Origin of the sequence: Sorangium sp. So ce693 (assembly GCF_051521375.1) — a bacterium.
Taxonomy (GTDB): domain Bacteria; phylum Myxococcota_A; class Polyangia; order Polyangiales; family Polyangiaceae; genus Sorangium; species Sorangium atrum.
The window spans coordinates 2,792,833-2,809,487 of sequence record NZ_CP150347.1 but is presented as its reverse complement, the minus strand read 5'-3'; the positions used below and the strand labels follow the sequence as shown (position 1 = coordinate 2,809,487).

The window sequence follows — 16,655 nt, the reverse complement described above, 5'->3', positions numbered from 1 at the left end:
AGGGTGACCACGAGAGAGCTCTGCTCGGAGGTCCGCGCCTTCGTTCGCGGCTTCGGTCTCCTGGACGAGGAGCGCACGCCGTGCGGTGTCCGGGTGGCGCCGCGCGAGGCCCACGCCCTGACGGTCCTGGCGGACGCCGAGCGGGCGGGAGAGCATCTCTCCCAGAGCGACCTGCGGCGAGCGCTCGGCATCGACAAGAGCAATGTCACCCGGCTGATACAGCGCCTTCGTGACGATGGCCGGGTGGAGCAGGACGTCAGTGAGGAAGACGGGCGGGTCCGCCGCCTGCGGCTCACCTCGACCGGGCGCCGGATGGCAGGGCGAATCGAGGAGCAAAGCCTGCTGCGGTTCCAGGCGATCGTGGACGCCATCCCCTGCGAGGAGCGCGCCGCCGTGGTGCGCGCGCTGCACGCCCTGAATCGTGCGCTCTCGCGCGTGACGCGCCCGACAGAGGAGCAACCCGATGCGAGCGACTCTCCATGACGTTCTTCTCAAGCTCCTCGGAGCTCTCCTGATGTCCCCGCTCGCCTCCTGCACGCCTTCCAGCGAGACCGCTGCGGGACCCGCGCCGGGCGCTCCGGCGGCGGTGCAGGTCCGCTCGTTCGGCGCCCTGCGCGCGATCATGCACGAGGGGCAGACGGGGCCCGCCGTGCGCATCGGCGATGTGGTGCCGGGCCCACGCGCGTTCGGGGTCGGGGCGCTCAGCGGATTGCGCGGGGAGGTGACCGTCGTCGACGACGCGATCTGGACCTCCTATGCGCGCGACGACGGGACCCTCGACGTCCGCCCCGCCGGGGCGGAGGAGGAGGCGACGCTCTTCGTGGTGGCGAACGTCGCGCGATGGCAGGAGGCGACGCTCGACGCCGACGTGCCTGACGGGCAAATCGACGCGCGCATCGAGGCATTGCTGCGGGAGCGCGGCCTCGATACGGAGGGCGCCGTCCCGGTCCAGGTGCGCGGCGGCTTCCGCGATCTCCGGTGGCACGTCATCGACGGGAAAAAGCTCACCCCCGGCGGAGGCCACGCCGACCATGTCCGGGCGTCGGTGAGCGGAGCGCTCCCCGCCGTCGAGGGGGTGCTGGTGGGCTTCTTCTCGAAGCACCACCACGGCGTCTTCACGCACATGGGGTCAAACACGCACTTTCACGTCGTCCTGCCGGAGCGACCGCTGATGGGCCACGTGGACGGCGTGACGCTCGCTCGCGGCGCGCGGATCCTCCTGCCGGCGCCCTGACGCTCGTTCCGGCAGAGCAGACGCCCTATCCCCGATGACGGGAGGCGTGCATCGCGACGGCGATGCCGTCCTGGAGCGTGCCCTTCGTGACGACGCCCTGCAGGGGCGCGTCGAGGTGCACGAGCGTCCGGGCCACCTCCGAGCCTATCCCGGTGATCACCGTGCGCGTCCCCAGGAGCCGCAGGCCGCTGGCCGCGGTGAGGAGCATGGTGGCGACGCTCTCGTCCACGCGTTTGAGGCCCGTGATATCCAGAATGACGAACTCCGCGCCTCGGCTGCTGGCGCCGTGGAGCATCGCATGGATGGCCTGCTGAGCCCGGTCGCTGTCCATCGTACCGATGAGCGGCATGACCAGGATGCGATCCGTGATGGGAATGAGCGGCGTGGAGAGCTCGAGGAGCCGGCTGCGCTGCACTGCGATGACCTGCTCGTGCAGCGCGGTTTTCTCCGCGTTCGCGCGGCCCTTCTCGACGAGCTCGCGCTCGAGCCCCTCCTTGGCCTCGCGCAGCTCGTCGGTGCGGGTCATGAGCTCGACGAGGAGCGCCTCGCGCGCGGCCTCGACGGCGACGCGCTGCCGAACCTCCGACTCCAGGCTCGCATTCTTCTCCTGCAGCGCCCGCGTCATGCGCCGGACGGCGATGTGCGGGCGTATCCGCGCAAGGAGCTCCTCGGTATCGAAGGGCTTGCTTATGTAGTCGACGGCGCCCGCCTTCAACCCTTGCAGCCGGTGCTCCCGATTGTTCAAGGCGGTCATGAAGACGATCTGCGTGTCGGCGGTCTGCGGGTTGGCCTTCAGGCGCTTGCACACCCCGAAGCCATCGATATCTGGCAACATGACGTCGAGGAGGACGAGATCCGGCTGCTCGCGCTCGATCAAGCTGATCGCCATGTTGCCATCCGTGGCGACGGCGAGGTCCAGATGCTCGCTCGACAATGCGTCGAGGAGCGTGTCGAGGTTGGCGGGATTGTCGTCGACCGCGACCACGAAGCCATTGAATTGCGTCAAGTTCGTCCCCCCGGCGCCTGAAAAACGCAGCTGGACGCTATCAAGGCGCGTGACGGCTGTAAAGGGTCAAGCATGCAGCGTCGCCCCGGGAGCGCGGTTCCGAAGATCCCTGCGAAGCGCTCGCACGACGCATCTGTAACATCCTTCACGTCGAGAACACCAGGACACATCAAACTGTGTGTGTGCCGACGTGTACGACGTTGCGCAACGCTGGTCACGATCTGGAAACGGCGCACGCGGGTGTGCTCCAGCACGTGCGTAGGGTGCGCGAATGTGGCAGTCGCGAAGCGTCTTTCAAATTTGCATTGACTTGTGTTGCCCTGCCCAGGCTAGTTTAGCGCACACTCGGCTATCGGGCCGGGGCGCACATGGATGGGAGGGGCTCGGGCATGGAACTGACTGAGTATGCGCTGGGGGATATCGCGTACGAGGGGAGCGAGACGCGCGTCTGTCGCGCGGTGCATCTCCCCTCGGGCGCGCAGGTGGCGATCAAGTTTCCGCTCGCCGACGTACCCAACCCGCGCGTCATGGGGCGGCTGGTCCACGAGCATCAGGTGCTTCAGCAGCTCGCGGCGGTGCCAGGCGTGGCGCGCGTGCATGCGTTCGAGCAGCGGAACGGCACCGCGGCGCTGGTGCTCGAGAACCCTGGAGCGAGCTCGCTCGATCAGGTACTCGCCAAGCACGGTCGTTTGCCGGTGGTGGCCGGGCTGCGGTTCGGGCAACGCCTGGCTCAGGTGCTCGAGGGCGTGCATGCCGCCGGCGTGATGCACAAGGACGTCAAACCGCAGAACCTGCTGGTGGATGACACGTACGAGCAGATCACCCTGCTCGACTTCGGCATCGCCTCGCTGCTGTCGCAGGAAGCGACCGAGGCGAGCATCCCCGAAGCGCTGGAAGGGACCCTGGCGTACATCTCGCCAGAGCAGACGGGGCGCACGGCGCGCGCGCTGGATACGCGCACGGATCTCTATTCGCTGGGCGTGACGCTCTTCGAGGTGCTCTCGGGGCGGCGGCCCTTCACGGACCGCGATCCGCTCTCGCTGGTGCACGCGCATCTGGCCAAGAGCCCGCCTCCGCTCGACACGATCGCGCCGGAGGTGCCGAGCGGCGTGTCGGCGATCATATCGAAGCTCCTGGCGAAGGATCCCGAGCGGCGGTACCAGACAGCCAGAGGCGCGGCCGAGGATCTCGAGGAGGCGCTCCGCGCGCTCCACCAGCGTGGTACGGCGGCGCCCTTCTCGCTTGGAAAGAAGGACTTCTCACGGAAGCTGCGGTTGCCGCAGGTGCTCGTGGGGCGGGAGCGGGACGTCGAGCGGGTGGGCGAATCGTTCGCCCGCGCCGAGCGAGGCGCGGCGGAGCTCTTGCTCGTCGGCGGACCGTCGGGCATCGGCAAGACGGCCCTGGTGCGCACGGTCTACCACGACATCGCGAAGGCGGGGCGCGGCCTCCTGATCGCGGGCAAGCACGACCAGCTCGCGCGGTCGACGCCGTTCGCCGCGATAGCGCAGGCATTCGGGGGCCTGATGCGCCAATGGATCTCGAGCCCGAAGGCGGTCCTGGAGACCTGGCGGGATCGGATCCGGAACGAGGTCGGGGACAACGCGCGGCTGATCGCAGACGTGGTCCCGGAGCTCGACCTCGTCATGGGCAAGCTGCTGCCGGTGCCGCCGGCGGAGGGCGAGCAGGTGCTCAATCGGCAGAAGCTGACGTGGTTAAACTTCGTTCGAACCGTCACGACGCCGAACCCGCCGCTCGTCATGTTCCTGGACGACATGCAGTGGGCGGACAGCGCCACGCTGATCATCCTGCAGACGCTGCTGACGGACGTGGAGCGAAGGTCGCTGCTGGTGATCGCGGCCTACCGTGACAACGAGACGCCGCCCGAGCATCCGCTGTGGAAGCTCGTCGAGGCAGTGGAGGCGAGCGAGGCCAAGGTATCGAGGCTGACGGTGGGCCCCCTGTCGGAAGAGCAGGTGCAAAAGTGGCTCTCGCGCACGCTCGAGAGCGAGCCGAAGCGCATCGAGCCGCTCGCGCGTGTGCAGTGGCAAAAGACGCGCGGAAACCCGTTCTTCCTGGAGCAGCTGCTCTTCTCCCTGCACCGGCAGAAGCTCCTGGCGAGGGACGCGGAGAGCGGGGAATGGCGCTGGAATCAAGCGGACCTGGAGCGAGCGCAGATCACCGACAACGTCGTGTCGCTGCTGACGGACAAAGTGCGAGAAATGCCGGACGCGACACAGCAGCTCATGGGGCTCGCGGCGTGCGCGGGGCACACGTTCCACCTCCACGATCTGGAGCGATTGAGCGGGTGGGAGCCCGCCCGGGTGACGGGCGCGTTGTGGCCGGCGCTGCAGGAGGAGCTGGTCGTGCCTGTGGACGGGGCGTATCGCCCCGCGCAGGCGCTCGGGGGGGTGGGCGACGGAGCGCTGGACGCTTCGTACCGGTTCTTGCACGACCGCGTGCAGCAGGCGAGCTACGAGCGGATCTCGCCGGAGCAGCGCGTCCTCGCGCACCTCGAGATCGGCCGGCGGCTCTGGGCGCGGTATCGCGCGGAAGGAGGCACGCCTCAGCAGCTCCTCGAGCTCGCGCGCCACATGAACCAGGGTTCGGCGCGGCTCACGTCCGTGGAGGAGCTCAATGACGTCGCGCGGATGAACCTGGAGGCCGCTCGCGTCGCGAAGGCCGCGAGCTCTCACCGGCTGATGGCCACCCTGCTGGAGAACGCGCAGGCGCTCCTCGGCGAGCGAGCCGCCAAGGAACAGCTGGCGCTGTCGGTGGAGATAGCGCTGGAGCAGCTGGAGGCGGCGTATCTGTTGCGAGATTTCGAGGACGTCGAGCGGCGTGCGCTCGACTTGCTCGCGAGGCCTGTCGGGGCGGCGGCCTGGCTGTCGGCGCAGGAGATCCGCGTCCGCTGCTGCCTGGCGACGGGCCGGTATGCGCGGGGGATCGGGCTTGGTATCGCGGCGCTCGCGGAGCGGGGCTTCGCCTTCCCCGAGACGGACGAAGCGTGCCAGCCGGCGCTCCTCGAGGAGTCCGCCGCGCTGGATCGATGGCTGGAGCAGGACCTCGGCGCGTTCGATCGAATGCCGCCCGAGCAGTCCCCGGAGCACCGGCTCATCGACGCCCTGATGACGCAGACGCAGCTCTGCTCCATCTACGGCGGCCGGCCGATGCTCTACACGCTCATCATCGTTCGCCTGGTCTCCGAGGCGGTGCGACGGGGGGCCCTCACGCCAGCGGCCACCCTCATGCTCTGCAGCTTCGCCAATGTCTGGTCGGTGGCAACGGGCATGTACCGCCGCGTCTTGCGGTGGGTCGAGCCCGGGGTGCGCGCTGCAGTGCGCGTCGGGTCCCCGATGCTCCCCGAGTGCCTGGTGCTTCATGGCATCTACATGGTCTATTCCAGGCCTGTCGACGAGACGGCTGCCCTCTATGAGCAAGGCATGGCGACCGGCCTGAAGCTCGGTTCGTTCCAGGGCACGAGCTGGGGCCTCCTCGCCGATCTGTTCTATTACCGCGTCTGGCGTGGCCTGCCGCTCGTCCAGGTCGACGCGCAGGTCAAGGCTCGCTGGGATCTCGTGCAGCGCGCGGGCGACGCGGTGGGAAGGCACCACTTCGAGGCGATCGCGTCCTATTGTGACGTGCTGATGACCGCCGAAGGCGCCCCGAAGCTCCTGAAGGACGAGCCGCTGTCGCGAGGCTCGCACTCCCTCCTGGCCGACGGGGACGGGTTCACGGGAGGGCTCGCTCGCACCCTGGAAGTCTATCTGTTCGGCGTCACCGGCAGGTGGGAGCGAGCGCTGTCGCGGGCGCGGGAGGCAGACCAGTCTCGAGCCGACATCCTCGGCATGCCGCCGGTCACGGATATCCCGTTCTTCCTCGCCCTCTCGGCGGCGAAGTGCTGGCAGGACGCCGCCGGCGCCGAGGAGCAGGCGCGGCTGCGGGAGCACATCGAGCACGGCCTCGAGCGGCTGCGGTACTTCGCGGAAGGTTGCGCGCCGAACTTCGTCCACAAGCTGCGCCTCGCCGAGGCCGAATACGCCCGCGTCCGCGGCGAGACCGAGGAGGCCATCGCCAGGTACGACGAGGCCATCGAGCTCGCGCGCGAGCACCGCTTCCTCCACATCGAGGCGCTCTCGATCCAGCTCGCCGCCGAGTTCCGGCTGCAAACGGGCAAGAGGCACATCGGGGCGATGTACCTGCGCGAGGCTCGCGACGCCTATGCGCGCTGGGGCGCGGTCAACGTGGTCGCCCATCTGAACGCGAAATACCCTGCCTTGCTCAAGACGGCCATGCAGGGGGCGCCTGTCGAGCGCGCGATGACGGCGGCGGCGACCACGGCGACCACGGGCGCCTCCACGGGCGCGAGCCTCGACGCGAACACGGCGGTGCGCGCGGCGCAGGCGCTCTCGAGCGAGCTCGACCCGGAGCGCGTCGTGGGCCGGCTGATGGAGCTGCTGCTGGCGAACGCGGGGGCGCAGCGCGGCGCCCTCGTGCTCCGCGAAGGGGAGGCGCTCTCCGTCGTGGCGCGGCTGTCGGTGGAGGGGGCTCGCATCGAGACGGGGCTGTCGGAGCCGCTCGGGCAAAGCCACGACGTTCCGGCGACCATCGTGCAGTACGCGGCCCGCGCGGGCGAGCCGGTGGTGACAGGCGATGCGACGACCGACGCGCGCTTCGCCATCGACCCTTACCTCGCGTCGCGCGCGGTGCTCTCGCTGCTGGCCCTGCCCTTGACACACAGGGGCCATCTCGTGGGCGTGCTGTACCTCGAGCACCGGGACGTGCCGTCGGCGTTCCCTCCGGCGCGCGTGGAGTTCCTGTCGGTGCTGGCCTCGCAGGCGGCCATTGCCGTCGAGAATGCCGTCCTGTACCGGGACCTGGAGGCCAAGATCAAGGAGCGCACGGCCGAGCTCCAGATCGCCAAGGAGGCGGCCGATCGGGCGAACCGGGCGAAGAGCGATTTCCTCTCGAGCATGAGCCACGAGCTGCGCACGCCGCTCAACGGCATCCTCGGTTATGCCCAGGTCCTCGCTCGCGCGCCCGAGCTCTCCCCGAAGAGCCGTGACGGGGTGCAAGTCATCAAGAAATCGGGCGAGCATCTCCTCTCCTTGCTGGAAGACGTGCTGGACCTCGCGAAGATCGAGGCCGGCAAGATGGATCTCGTCTCGAAGAAGTTCGATTTGCAGGCCCTGGTGCGCACGGTGGTCGATCTGTGTCGCGTGCGCGCGGACCAGAAGGGCATCGCGTTCACCCATGAGATACGCGGTGGGGCGACGTCCGCGTTCTACGGCGACGAGAAGCGCCTGACTCAGGTGCTGCTGAACCTCCTGAGCAACGCCATCAAGTTCACCGAGCGAGGGAGCATCGCCCTCGTCATCGACGAGCTGAAGCGCGGCCCCGATGAAGCAAGCACGTTGCGGCTCCGGGTCGAGGACACGGGCCCCGGGATCGCCGCGGAGCACGTCGCGCGCATCTTCGATCCCTTCGAGCAGCTCGGCGATCACAAGGCGAAGAGCGCCGGCACGGGGCTCGGCCTCGCCATCACGAAGAAGATCGTCGACCAGATGGGCGGCACGATCGAGGTCGAGAGCGAGCTCGGCCGAGGAAGCGCCTTCACGGTGACGCTCACGCTCGCGGCGGGGCCTGCCTCCGCGAGCGCCGACAGGGCCCTCGGATGGCATACGATCACCGGGTATCGCGGAGAGCGCCGCACGATCCTCGTCGTGGACGACAACCCGCACAACCGTGCCTTGATGAGCGATCTGCTGGCCCCGATCGGCTTCGAGGTCGTGGAGGCCGAGGACGGTGAGGCGGCGCTCCGGCTGGCCCTGGAGCGGAGGCCGGCGCTCATCTTGATGGACCTGGTCATGCCAGGCATGGACGGCCGTGAAGCCACGCGCCGCCTGCGGCAGATGCCCGAGCTCGGCGAGGTCGTCATCTTGATCTCGTCGGCGAACGTCTCCGGAGCCGAACGGGAGGAGGGCATCAGCGCCGGTTGGAACGACGCCGTGCACAAGCCGGTGCAAGCGGGCGCGCTCTTCGACAAGATCCACCGCTTCCTCGGCGTGGAATGGATTCATGCGGAGGAGAAGGCCCCCGCCACGGCGGCGAGGGTGAATGGCCCGCTGGTGCCGCCTTCAGCCGAGGAGCTTGCGCTCCTGTCGCGGCTGGTGGCGTCGGGGCGCGTCCGGAACGTGGTGGCGGAGGCGACGCGGATGGAGGAAGCCGACCCGCGGCTCGGCCCGTGGCTCGAGCAGCTCAGGGGGCTCGTGCGGACGTACCAGATGCGAAAGCTGCAAGAGTTCGTCGATGGGTATGCCGCAGGCACGGCGCTACCCAGGAAGAGCGCCTAGCGAGCTCCGACGCGCTCGAGCAGGAGGACGCCCGCCTCATCGACGCGCACGGTAGAAGAAGGTTCTGTCACCTGCGACGAGCGGCGCCTCTCCCTTGCCGTCGACTCGGCGCCGCGTCAGGCGCTGGGCCGGGAGGACGCTGCCGCCCCTGCCGTGGTGGACGCTGAAGCATCTGAAGACGGCCGGTTCCACCTGCTACATTTCGCCCCCCGCCAGTCATGAGCTCATCCAGCCATCGAACCCTCGTCATTCTCGACGAGCGCGGCGCCGCCGCGCGCCTCTCGTCGCAGATCGCGTCGCTCGTACAGGGGTACCGGATCATCCACCTCTCCGACACGCGCCACGCCCCCTACAGCACGCTGTCGCGGGTGTCGGCGGCCCGCCTCGTGCTCCTGTGCCTCGACTTGGTGCGGGGATACGGCATCTCTGCGGTGCTCCTGGCCAGCGCGGCGGGGTCTCGCGCGGCGTTCCCGGCCGTGCGGGTCGGGTGCGCCCGGGCTGGCATCGCGCTGCATGAGGGCGCCTCGCTGGCCGCAAGGCAGGTGGTCCGCCGGCACCGCTTCGGCGATGTTGCGGTGCTCGGAGGCGAGATCGTGGACGAGCGTGCCGTTGCCGAGGCGCTCGCCGAGGCGGGGCGCTCGGCCCTCACGCGGGCGGCGCCGCTCGACCTTGCCGCGTTGGGCGAAGCGGGCAAAGACGCGCTCAGCCGGCTCGTGAAAGCGCAGCGCGCGCAGGTGGGGACGTACGTGCTCGGCTCGTCGGAGGCCGCGCGCGTCGCGGATCTGATCCGCCGGTCCGATCCGGACGCCGAGATCGTCGAGGCGGACGCGGCGCTCGCGGCGGAGGTCGCCGTGGTACTGGAGGCCGAGCCGGCGGGGGGCAAGACGGCGTCCACGGTGATCCGCTTCGCGACCGAGGCGTCCGAGCACTGGCAGGAGCGCATCGCGGAGTTCGCCGGCGTCGCGCCGGATGCCGTGGCGGGCCGGTGGGTGATGCCGGCGGGGCCAAGCGCGGGGCCCTTCGCCGTCGCAATCGACGAGGACGGGGATCCGCTCGACTGAGCCGGCCGCCCGACCCGGCCCGGGCTTAGCGACCTGAGATCGCGGAGCGGGACACGAGACGGCGCCTTTGCGGGAGCGAGCCCGTGCCCGCACCGCCGACGAAGAAGCTTCCTAAGGCGGCCGGCTGGGCCCGAGTTGGGCCGCAGCGGAGGAGAACCGAACCGTCCCTATCCCGTGAAACTATTGAGGTCGTTGCGCTTTGCGTCTTCCGCTCCTCCGCACGAGCGATGAGGCCCAAGCTCGTCCCTGGTTCCGCGCTCACCGCCGACGCGGCGCTACTTGGCGCGCACACGCAACCAACGAGGACCTTGACCCCCGCAATCCTAGCACTCCGGCAAATTGACCCCCACCTCCACCGGCACCTCGAGCACGTTGACGGCGAGCCCCCCGCGCGCCGTCTCCTTGTACTTCGACTCCATGTCCGCGCCGGTGTCGCGCATCGTCTTGATCACCTTGTCGAGGCTCACGAAGTGCGCCCCATCGCCGTGCAGCGCCATGCGCGCCGCGCTGATCGCCTTGATCGCGGCCATCGCGTTGCGCTCGATGCACGGCACCTGGACGAGACCGCCCACCGGATCGCACGTCAGTCCGAGGTTGTGCTCCATCGCGATCTCGGCCGCGTTCTCCGCCTGCTCCGGCGTGCCGCCCAGCCCCTCGGCGAGCGCGCCCGCGGCCATCGAGCACGCCGAGCCCACCTCGCCCTGACACCCCACCTCCGCGCCGCTGATCGACGCGTTCTCCTTGTAGAGAATGCCTATCGCGCCCGCCGTCAGCAGGAACCGGATGACCCCCTCGTCCGTCGACGTCGGCACGAAGCGCCGGTAATAGTGCAGGACCGCGGGGATGATCCCCGCCGCGCCGTTCGTCGGCGCCGTCACGACGCGGCCCCCGGCGGCGTTCTCCTCGCTCACCGCGAGCGCGTAGAGGCTCACCCAGTCCATCGCCGTCAGCGGATCCCGGAGCCCCGCCTCGGGGCTCTCGATGAGCTTGCGGTACAGGGCCGGCGCGCGGCGCACCACCTTGAGGCCGCCGGGCAACACGCCCTCCGCCCGGAAGCCGCGCCGCACGCACTCCTGCATCACCCCCCAGATCCGCAGGAGACCCGCCCGGGTCTCCGCCTCCGGGCGGAAGACCTTCTCGTTCTCCAGCATGACCTGGCTTACCGACAGGCCGCTCGCCGCGCACGCCGCGAGCAGCTCCGCGGCGCTGTGAAACGGATACGGGAGCGGCGTCGTGTCCGCTTCGATCGGGTTCTCCCCCTTCGCCGCCGACTCGTTCACCACGAAGCCGCCGCCCACCGAGTAATACACGCGCGCGCGCAGCGGCGCGCCGCCCTCGTCCAGCGCCGTGAAGCGCATGCCGTTCGGATGAAACGGCAGGCTCCGGTGCAGGAAGGCCAGGTGTCCCCTCACCTGGAAACCGATCTCGTGGCGCGAGAGCAGCGACAGCCGGCCGCTCTGCCGCACGCCCTCGACGATCGCGCCCGCCTGCTCGACGTCCACCCCGTCCGGCGTCTCGCCCATGAGCCCGAGGATCACGGCCTTGTCGCTGCCATGGCCGCGGCCGGTCGCACCGAGCGACCCGAACAGCTCCACCGACACCGCCGCGGTGCGGGCGAGCAGGCCCGCCTCGTCGAGATCCACCGCGAACATGCGCGCCGCGCGCATCGGCCCGACCGTGTGCGAGCTGCTCGGCCCGATACCGATCTTGAAGAGGTCGAAAATGGTGACTGCCATGTGCCCTGGAACGCAGAGGCGCTCTCGCCGCCGGATGGCCTCTCGACGCCCGTGGACACTACGAGATCGCGCGTGGCCCCGCCACCGCCCCGCGGGCAGGGTGCAGGGCCGCTCACCGAGGGCGCGCGCCCAAGAACACGCGAGGCCTGCGCGCACCGCGCGGGACCGGCGCGCTACTCGAACGCCTCGACGATGAACGCCCTGCTCGGTCGATCCCGATCGAGCGCCAGCGTGACGCGCTGCCCCTCGACGAGGCGTCGTGTCGACGCAGACAGATGCACGAAGTGCACGTGGCGCTGCGGCGCCCCGCCGCTGTCATGTTCGTAGTGCACATACGCGCGATCGTCGAAGGCCACGATTCGCGTGATCACCCCCTCCACCCGCCGCCCCGAGAACGCCCTCCGGATCACGCGCACGCGCCACGCGGCGACCAGCGCGCCTAGGACGGCGAACACCCCCGACAGCGCGAGGGCGATCCGCGCCAGCTCCCCGCGCGGCGCCTCCGCGGCGTCCCCCGAGAGGAGCGGGACCCGCCCCGCGTTCACCCGCGGCAGGCCGTTCCACCCCACCACCGCCGCCAGCACGAGCGCGACCAGCGGGGCGAGCAGGGCCACGAGCGTCAGAAAATCGGTCCGTGCAATGCAGCGAAAGCCAGGCATGGCCCATGATAACGCGGAGCGGCGCGCCGGACCGAGCTGGCCGCATCGAGCCGGCGCGGCGCCCGCGAGAGCGCCCGGTCGCGGGGAAAGACGCAGCGCGCCTGGCCCCCGCCGGCGCGGCGCTCGCGAGAGCGCCCGGTCGCAGGGAAGACGCAGCACGCCCGGCCCCCGCCGGCGCCGCGCCCGCTCCTCGGTGGTACACTCGTCCCGTCTTCCCGCCACTTCCCTCACCCTCCAGAGATGGGGATCCCCATGCGCCATGCCTCGGCCGTGCTCCTCGCCGCCTCCCTGCTCGCCCCCGCCGCTGCGCGCGCCGACGGCCCCTCGCACGCGCCCCCGCCCGCGCAGAGCGCCCCGGCGAGGCCGCCCGCGCTCGAGGTGACGATCGACAGGTCCAAGGTCGACCTCAAGGGCCGCCAGATCGAGGTGAAGCTGTCGCGCGCCGCCGGCAAGGTGCGCATCAAGGTCCTCGGACAGTCGGGCGCGATCCTGGCCGAAGAGGAGAAGCCGTTCGGCGGGGTCGCCGCCGGCTCGCCGCTCGCCGTGACCTGGTCGCCCTCGAGCGACGAGCCCGTCGCGCGCATCGAGGTGTACGGCTACGACACCGAGGGGTACTGGGCGGGGATCGCGATCATCCCCTGGAACGTGAGCATCCCCCACGAAGAGGTGCAGTTCGAGACCAACTCCGACGTCATCCGCGCTCCCGAGGTGCCCAAGCTGGAGGCGAGCCTCCAGAAGATCTCGGAGGTCGTGGCGAAGACCAGCGAGCTCGGCAAGATCACGCTATTCATCGTCGGCCACACGGACACGGTCGGCAGCGTGGAGCACAACCTCGCCCTGTCGCGGAAGCGCGCCCGCGCGATCGCCGCCTGGTTCAAGGGCCGCGGCGTGAAGCTCCCCATTGCCTTCGAGGGGCTCGGCGAGTCGGCGCCGCTCGTGAAGACCGCAGACCAGGTGGACGAGCCGCGCAACCGCCGGGTCGACTACATCCTGTCCGTCGAGCCGCCGCGCCTGCCTTCGGGCGACGCGTCCTGGAAGGCGCTCTGAGGCGAGGCGGCCCCATGAAGACCACCGTCCTCGCCCTGGGCAGCCGCGGCGACGTGCAGCCGGCGATCGCGCTCGGCAAGGCGCTCGCGGCCCGCGGCCACGCTGTCCGCGTCCTCGCCGGCAAGAGCTTCCTGCCCTGGATCGAGGCGCACGGGCTCGCCACCCTCCCGGCGAGCGTCGACTCCGTCGACATCATGGAGAGCGACCTCGGCAAAGAGTGGGTCTCGCGCGGCACGAACCCCATGGCCCAGTCGGGGATCCTGCAGCGGATCATCGACCGCTTCGGCGCGGAGATGGCCGACGACGCCCTGCGCGCCTGCGAGGGCGCCGAGCTCATCCTGAGCAGCTTCACCTCGGACACGTACGCGGCCTCCATCGCCGAGGCCTCCGGCGCGGTGCAGGTCAGCATGCCGCTCCAGCCCTCCATCCTGGCGACGCGCCACGGGCCGACCGCGCTCGCCGCCCCCGTCCCGCGCCGCGACAGCCTGCTCAACCTCCTGTTCGGCAAGCTCCTGATCGAGCCGACGGTGTGGCGCTGGTACCGCGGCGTGACGGCCCGCGTGCGGCAGAGGCTCGGCCTTCCGCCGCAGGATCGGCGGGCGTACATGGCCGCGCTGCGCCGCATGCTGGTCGTCCACGGCTACAGCGCCCACGTCGTCCCGCACCCGACGGACTGGCCGCCCAGCTACCACACGACGGGCTACTGGTTCCTCGACGAGGGCGAAGAGTACCGGCCGCCCGAGGCGCTCGAGCGGTTCCTCGCGGCGGGCGAGCCGCCGATCGCCCTCGGCTTCGGCAGCATGACGTCCCACGATCCCGGCGCCACGACGAGGCTCCTCGTCGACGCGGTCGCGCGGAGCGGCCAGCGCGCCGTCCTGCTCTCCGGCTGGGCCGGGCTCGGCGATATGGCGCTTCCCGACACCATCCTCCGGATCGACGCCGCGCCGCACGACTGGCTCTATCCGCGGGTCGCCGCGGCCGTGATCCACGGGGGCGCCGGCACCGTGGCCGCATGCCTGCGCGCCGGGCGGCCCGCGGTGGTCGTCCCGCACCTCGCGGACCAGCTCTTCTGGGGGCGCCGCGTCGAGGAGCTCCGCGTCGGCCCGCGCGCCATCCCGCGGCCGCGCCTCACCGCCGACGCGCTCGCGGCCGCGATCCGGACCGCCGCGACCGACGCCGGCATGAAAGAGCGCGCCGAGGAGCTCGGGCGCCGGATCCGCGGCGAGGACGGCGTGACCACGGCGATAGACCACATCGAGCGGCACCTCGCGGCGCGCGCGACGACGTGACAACGCAGAAGGCCAGCGTCGAGGACACCGGCCATCGGCCGCCCGTCCCTCGTCATGACGCAGCCCTCGAGCCATAGAACGTCTTCGAGCTCTCGTCCCGGATCAGCCCGAAGAGATCTTGATACAACGCCTGGTAGGTCGAATCGAGGCGCGCGCGCAGGCTGCGCGGCCGCGGCACGTCGACGTCGACGATCCGCCGGAGGCCGTTGGGCTTGACCCCCAGCACCACCACGCGATCGGCGAGGAAAATCGCTTCGTCGATGTCGTGGGTCACGAACACGACGGTGTGACGCCAGCGCTCCCAGAGGCCGAGCAGCTGCTCCTGCATCAACGCGCGTGTTTGCGCGTCCAGCGCGCCGAACGGCTCGTCCATCAACAAGACGGCGGGCTCCACGGCGAGCGCCCGCGCGATACCCACGCGCTGCTGCATGCCACCCGACAGCTGCTCCGGGTAATGCTCGGCGAAATCCGACAAGCCCACGAGCGCCAGGTAGTGCCGCGCGCGCTCGCGCGCCGCCGCGTCGCCAGCCATCTTGAGGCCAAAGGCGACGTTGTCGAGCGCGGTCATCCACGGAAACAGCGAGTGCTGCTGGAACACCACCGGGCGGCGAGGGCTGGGCTCGGTCACGAGCTCGCCGTCGACCCGCACGGAGCCCGCCCGCGGTCGTTCGAACCCGGCGATCACGTTCAGCAGCGTCGATTTGCCGCAGCCGGACGGCCCGAGCACAGCCACGAATTGCCCCGGCTCGATCGTGAGGCTCACGCGCTGGAGCGCGGTGACCTCGCGCCCGGCCTTGCCGAACTGCACCGATATCTCGGCAAGCTCGATGGCGCCGCCCGCGCGCTTCGCCAGGGTGGCGCGCTCGCCCGCGGCTGCCAGAGCCCCATCGACCGCCGCCTGCGTCACAGCACGATGCCTGTGCCGTGATAGCGACGCTTCACGGCGAAGTAGTCCTTCCACTTTCGAGGCGCGCGCTGGCCTGCGACGAACTCCTCGTCCCAGTCGAAGAGGGGTTCCTCCGCACCGAACGGGCGCGGCGCGGCATCGCGCGTCCACAGGCCGCGCCGGCGGCGCTCCTCGCGCTGATCCGCGAGCCAGTCATTATAGCTCTCGTACACGATATGGCCCTCGGGCGCGTCGAGGGTCGCGGCGCGGATGCGGGCGTCGAGCTCCAGGAAGAGCGCCGCCTCCTCGTCCGAGACTGGCCGCGGGCTCACCCCGACCTCGTACCCTGCGCGCCCGAGCGCGTCGCCGGCGACCGCGGCGAACACGCCTTGCTCCTCCAGGCTCAAGTACTGCCGGTAGAGGCCGACATACTGCGTCGACACCGGACCACCGAGGGCCCGGTGGTCGCGCGTCTGCGCGCGCCGGCGCGCGATCTCCCCCCGGTGAAACTCGAAGACCTCGGGCTCGTGGTCCTCACCCAAGAACTCCGCCACCCGTTCGAGCACGCGCTCGGGCTCACGGGTGAGCTCCTCGTAGCGCACGTCCAGCCACTGCGATTTCGGAAGCGTGCGCGCCCAGTGCTCGGCGATGGCTTGCGAGCGGCGCCAGATCAGCGCGGCGGCGTAGACGTTGCGGGGGCCGAACGCCGAGCGGAGCTGTTCCACCGCGACATCGCGCCCGTCTCGCACGAGGTTCAAGAACTTCGCCTCGGGGAAGTCCTCGAGGATCTCGCGCACGTAGAACAAATTGTGCGGTGTCTTCTCGCCCCAGCGCGGCTTCTGCACCGCGTCCGCGTAGCGCTCCAGGATGACACGATACGCTTCCCCGAACGTGTTTCGCCGGGTGCGAGCGACGAGCTCCTGCACGATCGTGCTCGGGTTCAGGTCCAGCCCGAAGAACGGCGTCTTCAACCCGAAGATCATCTCGGAGACGAGCGCGCGAAAGCTCTCCGCCTGCTTCAGATCGCCGTACGTGTGCAGGTAGGGACGGAAGCGCGGGTAGTACCAGGCGACCTCGGGCACGGCGAGGCGGCTATGGTGCCCCAGGATCGCCATGAGCAGCGTTGTGCCGGAGCGCTCGTTACCTACGATGAAGAACGGGGCGTTGGAGCGGGCCATATGGACGCTCAGAGCATACCGGAGGACGCGCGCAACCGTCTATCTGGATCGTCTCGTGTTGTGTCGTTCTCCGGCTCGCGGCGACAGCGCGACCTCACCCGGCCTTGGATGATCCGGTGACCGGCGCTCGGCCCACGCCGCCTGTCTCTCGGTCTCCGTACTGCTGCCAGAGCAGCAACGTTGCTGATCCGCTGCTGCTCTGGCAGCAG

General features: G+C 70.2%; 11 protein-coding genes. 6 read left to right on the top strand and 5 right to left on the bottom strand.

All coding sequences use genetic code 11. The annotated features are described in order from the left end of the window. Nucleotides 1–93: 93 nt before the first annotated feature. Together WMF14_RS10830 and WMF14_RS10825 are read left to right on the top strand one after the other, a co-directional pair. Nucleotides 94–483, top strand: a complete 390-nt coding sequence (locus WMF14_RS10830; RefSeq protein ID WP_437800626.1) for a MarR family winged helix-turn-helix transcriptional regulator — start codon at nucleotides 94–96, stop codon at nucleotides 481–483. After that, nucleotides 464–1,234 (top strand): acetolactate decarboxylase, encoded by a 771-nt coding sequence (locus WMF14_RS10825; protein ID WP_437800624.1) that lies wholly within the window; start codon nucleotides 464–466, stop codon nucleotides 1,232–1,234. Before WMF14_RS10830 ends, WMF14_RS10825 begins: the two co-directional genes overlap by 20 nt. 25 nt (nucleotides 1,235–1,259) lie before the next feature. Here the strand turns inward: WMF14_RS10825 and WMF14_RS10820 are convergent, their stop codons facing one another. Then, nucleotides 1,260–2,240, bottom strand: a complete 981-nt coding sequence (locus tag WMF14_RS10820; protein WP_272101549.1) for a response regulator — start codon at nucleotides 2,238–2,240, stop codon at nucleotides 1,260–1,262. Nucleotides 2,241–2,629: 389 nt separating this feature from the next. Between WMF14_RS10820 and WMF14_RS10815 the strand changes: the two genes are divergently transcribed. After that, nucleotides 2,630–8,590, top strand: a complete 5,961-nt coding sequence (locus WMF14_RS10815) for an AAA family ATPase (protein WP_437800622.1) — start codon at nucleotides 2,630–2,632, stop codon at nucleotides 8,588–8,590. A 218-nt stretch (nucleotides 8,591–8,808) separates the two neighbouring features. Next, nucleotides 8,809–9,651 carry a hypothetical protein gene (locus WMF14_RS10810; RefSeq protein ID WP_437800620.1) on the top strand — a complete coding sequence of 281 codons (843 nt, stop codon included), beginning with the start codon at nucleotides 8,809–8,811 and terminating at the stop codon, nucleotides 9,649–9,651. Between the two features lie 323 nt (nucleotides 9,652–9,974). Here WMF14_RS10810 and WMF14_RS10805 read toward each other — a convergent pair whose 3' ends face one another. Together WMF14_RS10805 and WMF14_RS10800 are read right to left on the bottom strand one after the other, a co-directional pair. Continuing rightward, complete coding sequence (locus WMF14_RS10805; RefSeq protein ID WP_437800618.1) at nucleotides 9,975–11,387, bottom strand: L-serine ammonia-lyase; 1,413 nt, start codon at nucleotides 11,385–11,387, stop codon at nucleotides 9,975–9,977. Nucleotides 11,388–11,560: 173 nt separating this feature from the next. Next, complete coding sequence (locus tag WMF14_RS10800; RefSeq protein ID WP_437800616.1) at nucleotides 11,561–12,046, bottom strand: hypothetical protein; 486 nt, start codon at nucleotides 12,044–12,046, stop codon at nucleotides 11,561–11,563. A gap of 252 nt (nucleotides 12,047–12,298) precedes the next feature. On the opposite strand from WMF14_RS10800, the gene WMF14_RS10795 reads away from it, so the two are divergent. Beyond that, nucleotides 12,299–13,093 (top strand): OmpA family protein, encoded by a 795-nt coding sequence (locus WMF14_RS10795; protein ID WP_437800614.1) that lies wholly within the window; start codon nucleotides 12,299–12,301, stop codon nucleotides 13,091–13,093. A gap of 14 nt (nucleotides 13,094–13,107) precedes the next feature. Further along, complete coding sequence (locus WMF14_RS10790; protein ID WP_437800612.1) at nucleotides 13,108–14,382, top strand: glycosyltransferase; 1,275 nt, start codon at nucleotides 13,108–13,110, stop codon at nucleotides 14,380–14,382. A gap of 52 nt (nucleotides 14,383–14,434) precedes the next feature. On the opposite strand, the gene WMF14_RS10785 is transcribed toward WMF14_RS10790, so the two are convergent. Together WMF14_RS10785 and WMF14_RS10780 are read right to left on the bottom strand one after the other, a co-directional pair. Continuing rightward, the gene (locus WMF14_RS10785; protein ID WP_437800610.1) at nucleotides 14,435–15,289 is read right to left on the bottom strand and encodes an ABC transporter ATP-binding protein; all 855 of its coding nucleotides are present in this window, start codon (nucleotides 15,287–15,289) and stop codon (nucleotides 14,435–14,437) included. Continuing rightward, a complete protein-coding gene (locus WMF14_RS10780) occupies nucleotides 15,286–16,446 on the bottom strand; it encodes a sulfotransferase family protein (protein WP_437800608.1) in 1,161 nt (386 codons plus the stop codon). The genes WMF14_RS10785 and WMF14_RS10780 overlap by 4 nt, the downstream gene beginning before the upstream one ends. Nucleotides 16,447–16,655: the final 209 nt, after the last annotated feature.

Excerpts from the sequence above, each read along its gene's own strand:
- WMF14_RS10815 (WP_437800622.1), top strand. The coding sequence starts at position 2,630 with ATGGAACTGACTGAGTATGCGCTGGGGGATATCGCGTACGAGGGGAGC.
- WMF14_RS10825 (WP_437800624.1), top strand. The coding sequence starts at position 464 with ATGCGAGCGACTCTCCATGACGTTCTTCTCAAGCTCCTCGGAGCTCTC.
- WMF14_RS10810 (WP_437800620.1), top strand. The coding sequence starts at position 8,809 with ATGAGCTCATCCAGCCATCGAACCCTCGTCATTCTCGACGAGCGCGGC.
- WMF14_RS10790 (WP_437800612.1), top strand. The coding sequence starts at position 13,108 with ATGAAGACCACCGTCCTCGCCCTGGGCAGCCGCGGCGACGTGCAGCCG.
- WMF14_RS10780 (WP_437800608.1), bottom strand. The coding sequence starts at position 16,446 with ATGGCCCGCTCCAACGCCCCGTTCTTCATCGTAGGTAACGAGCGCTCC.
- WMF14_RS10800 (WP_437800616.1), bottom strand. The coding sequence starts at position 12,046 with ATGCCTGGCTTTCGCTGCATTGCACGGACCGATTTTCTGACGCTCGTG.
- WMF14_RS10805 (WP_437800618.1), bottom strand. The coding sequence starts at position 11,387 with ATGGCAGTCACCATTTTCGACCTCTTCAAGATCGGTATCGGGCCGAGC.
- WMF14_RS10795 (WP_437800614.1), top strand. The coding sequence starts at position 12,299 with ATGCGCCATGCCTCGGCCGTGCTCCTCGCCGCCTCCCTGCTCGCCCCC.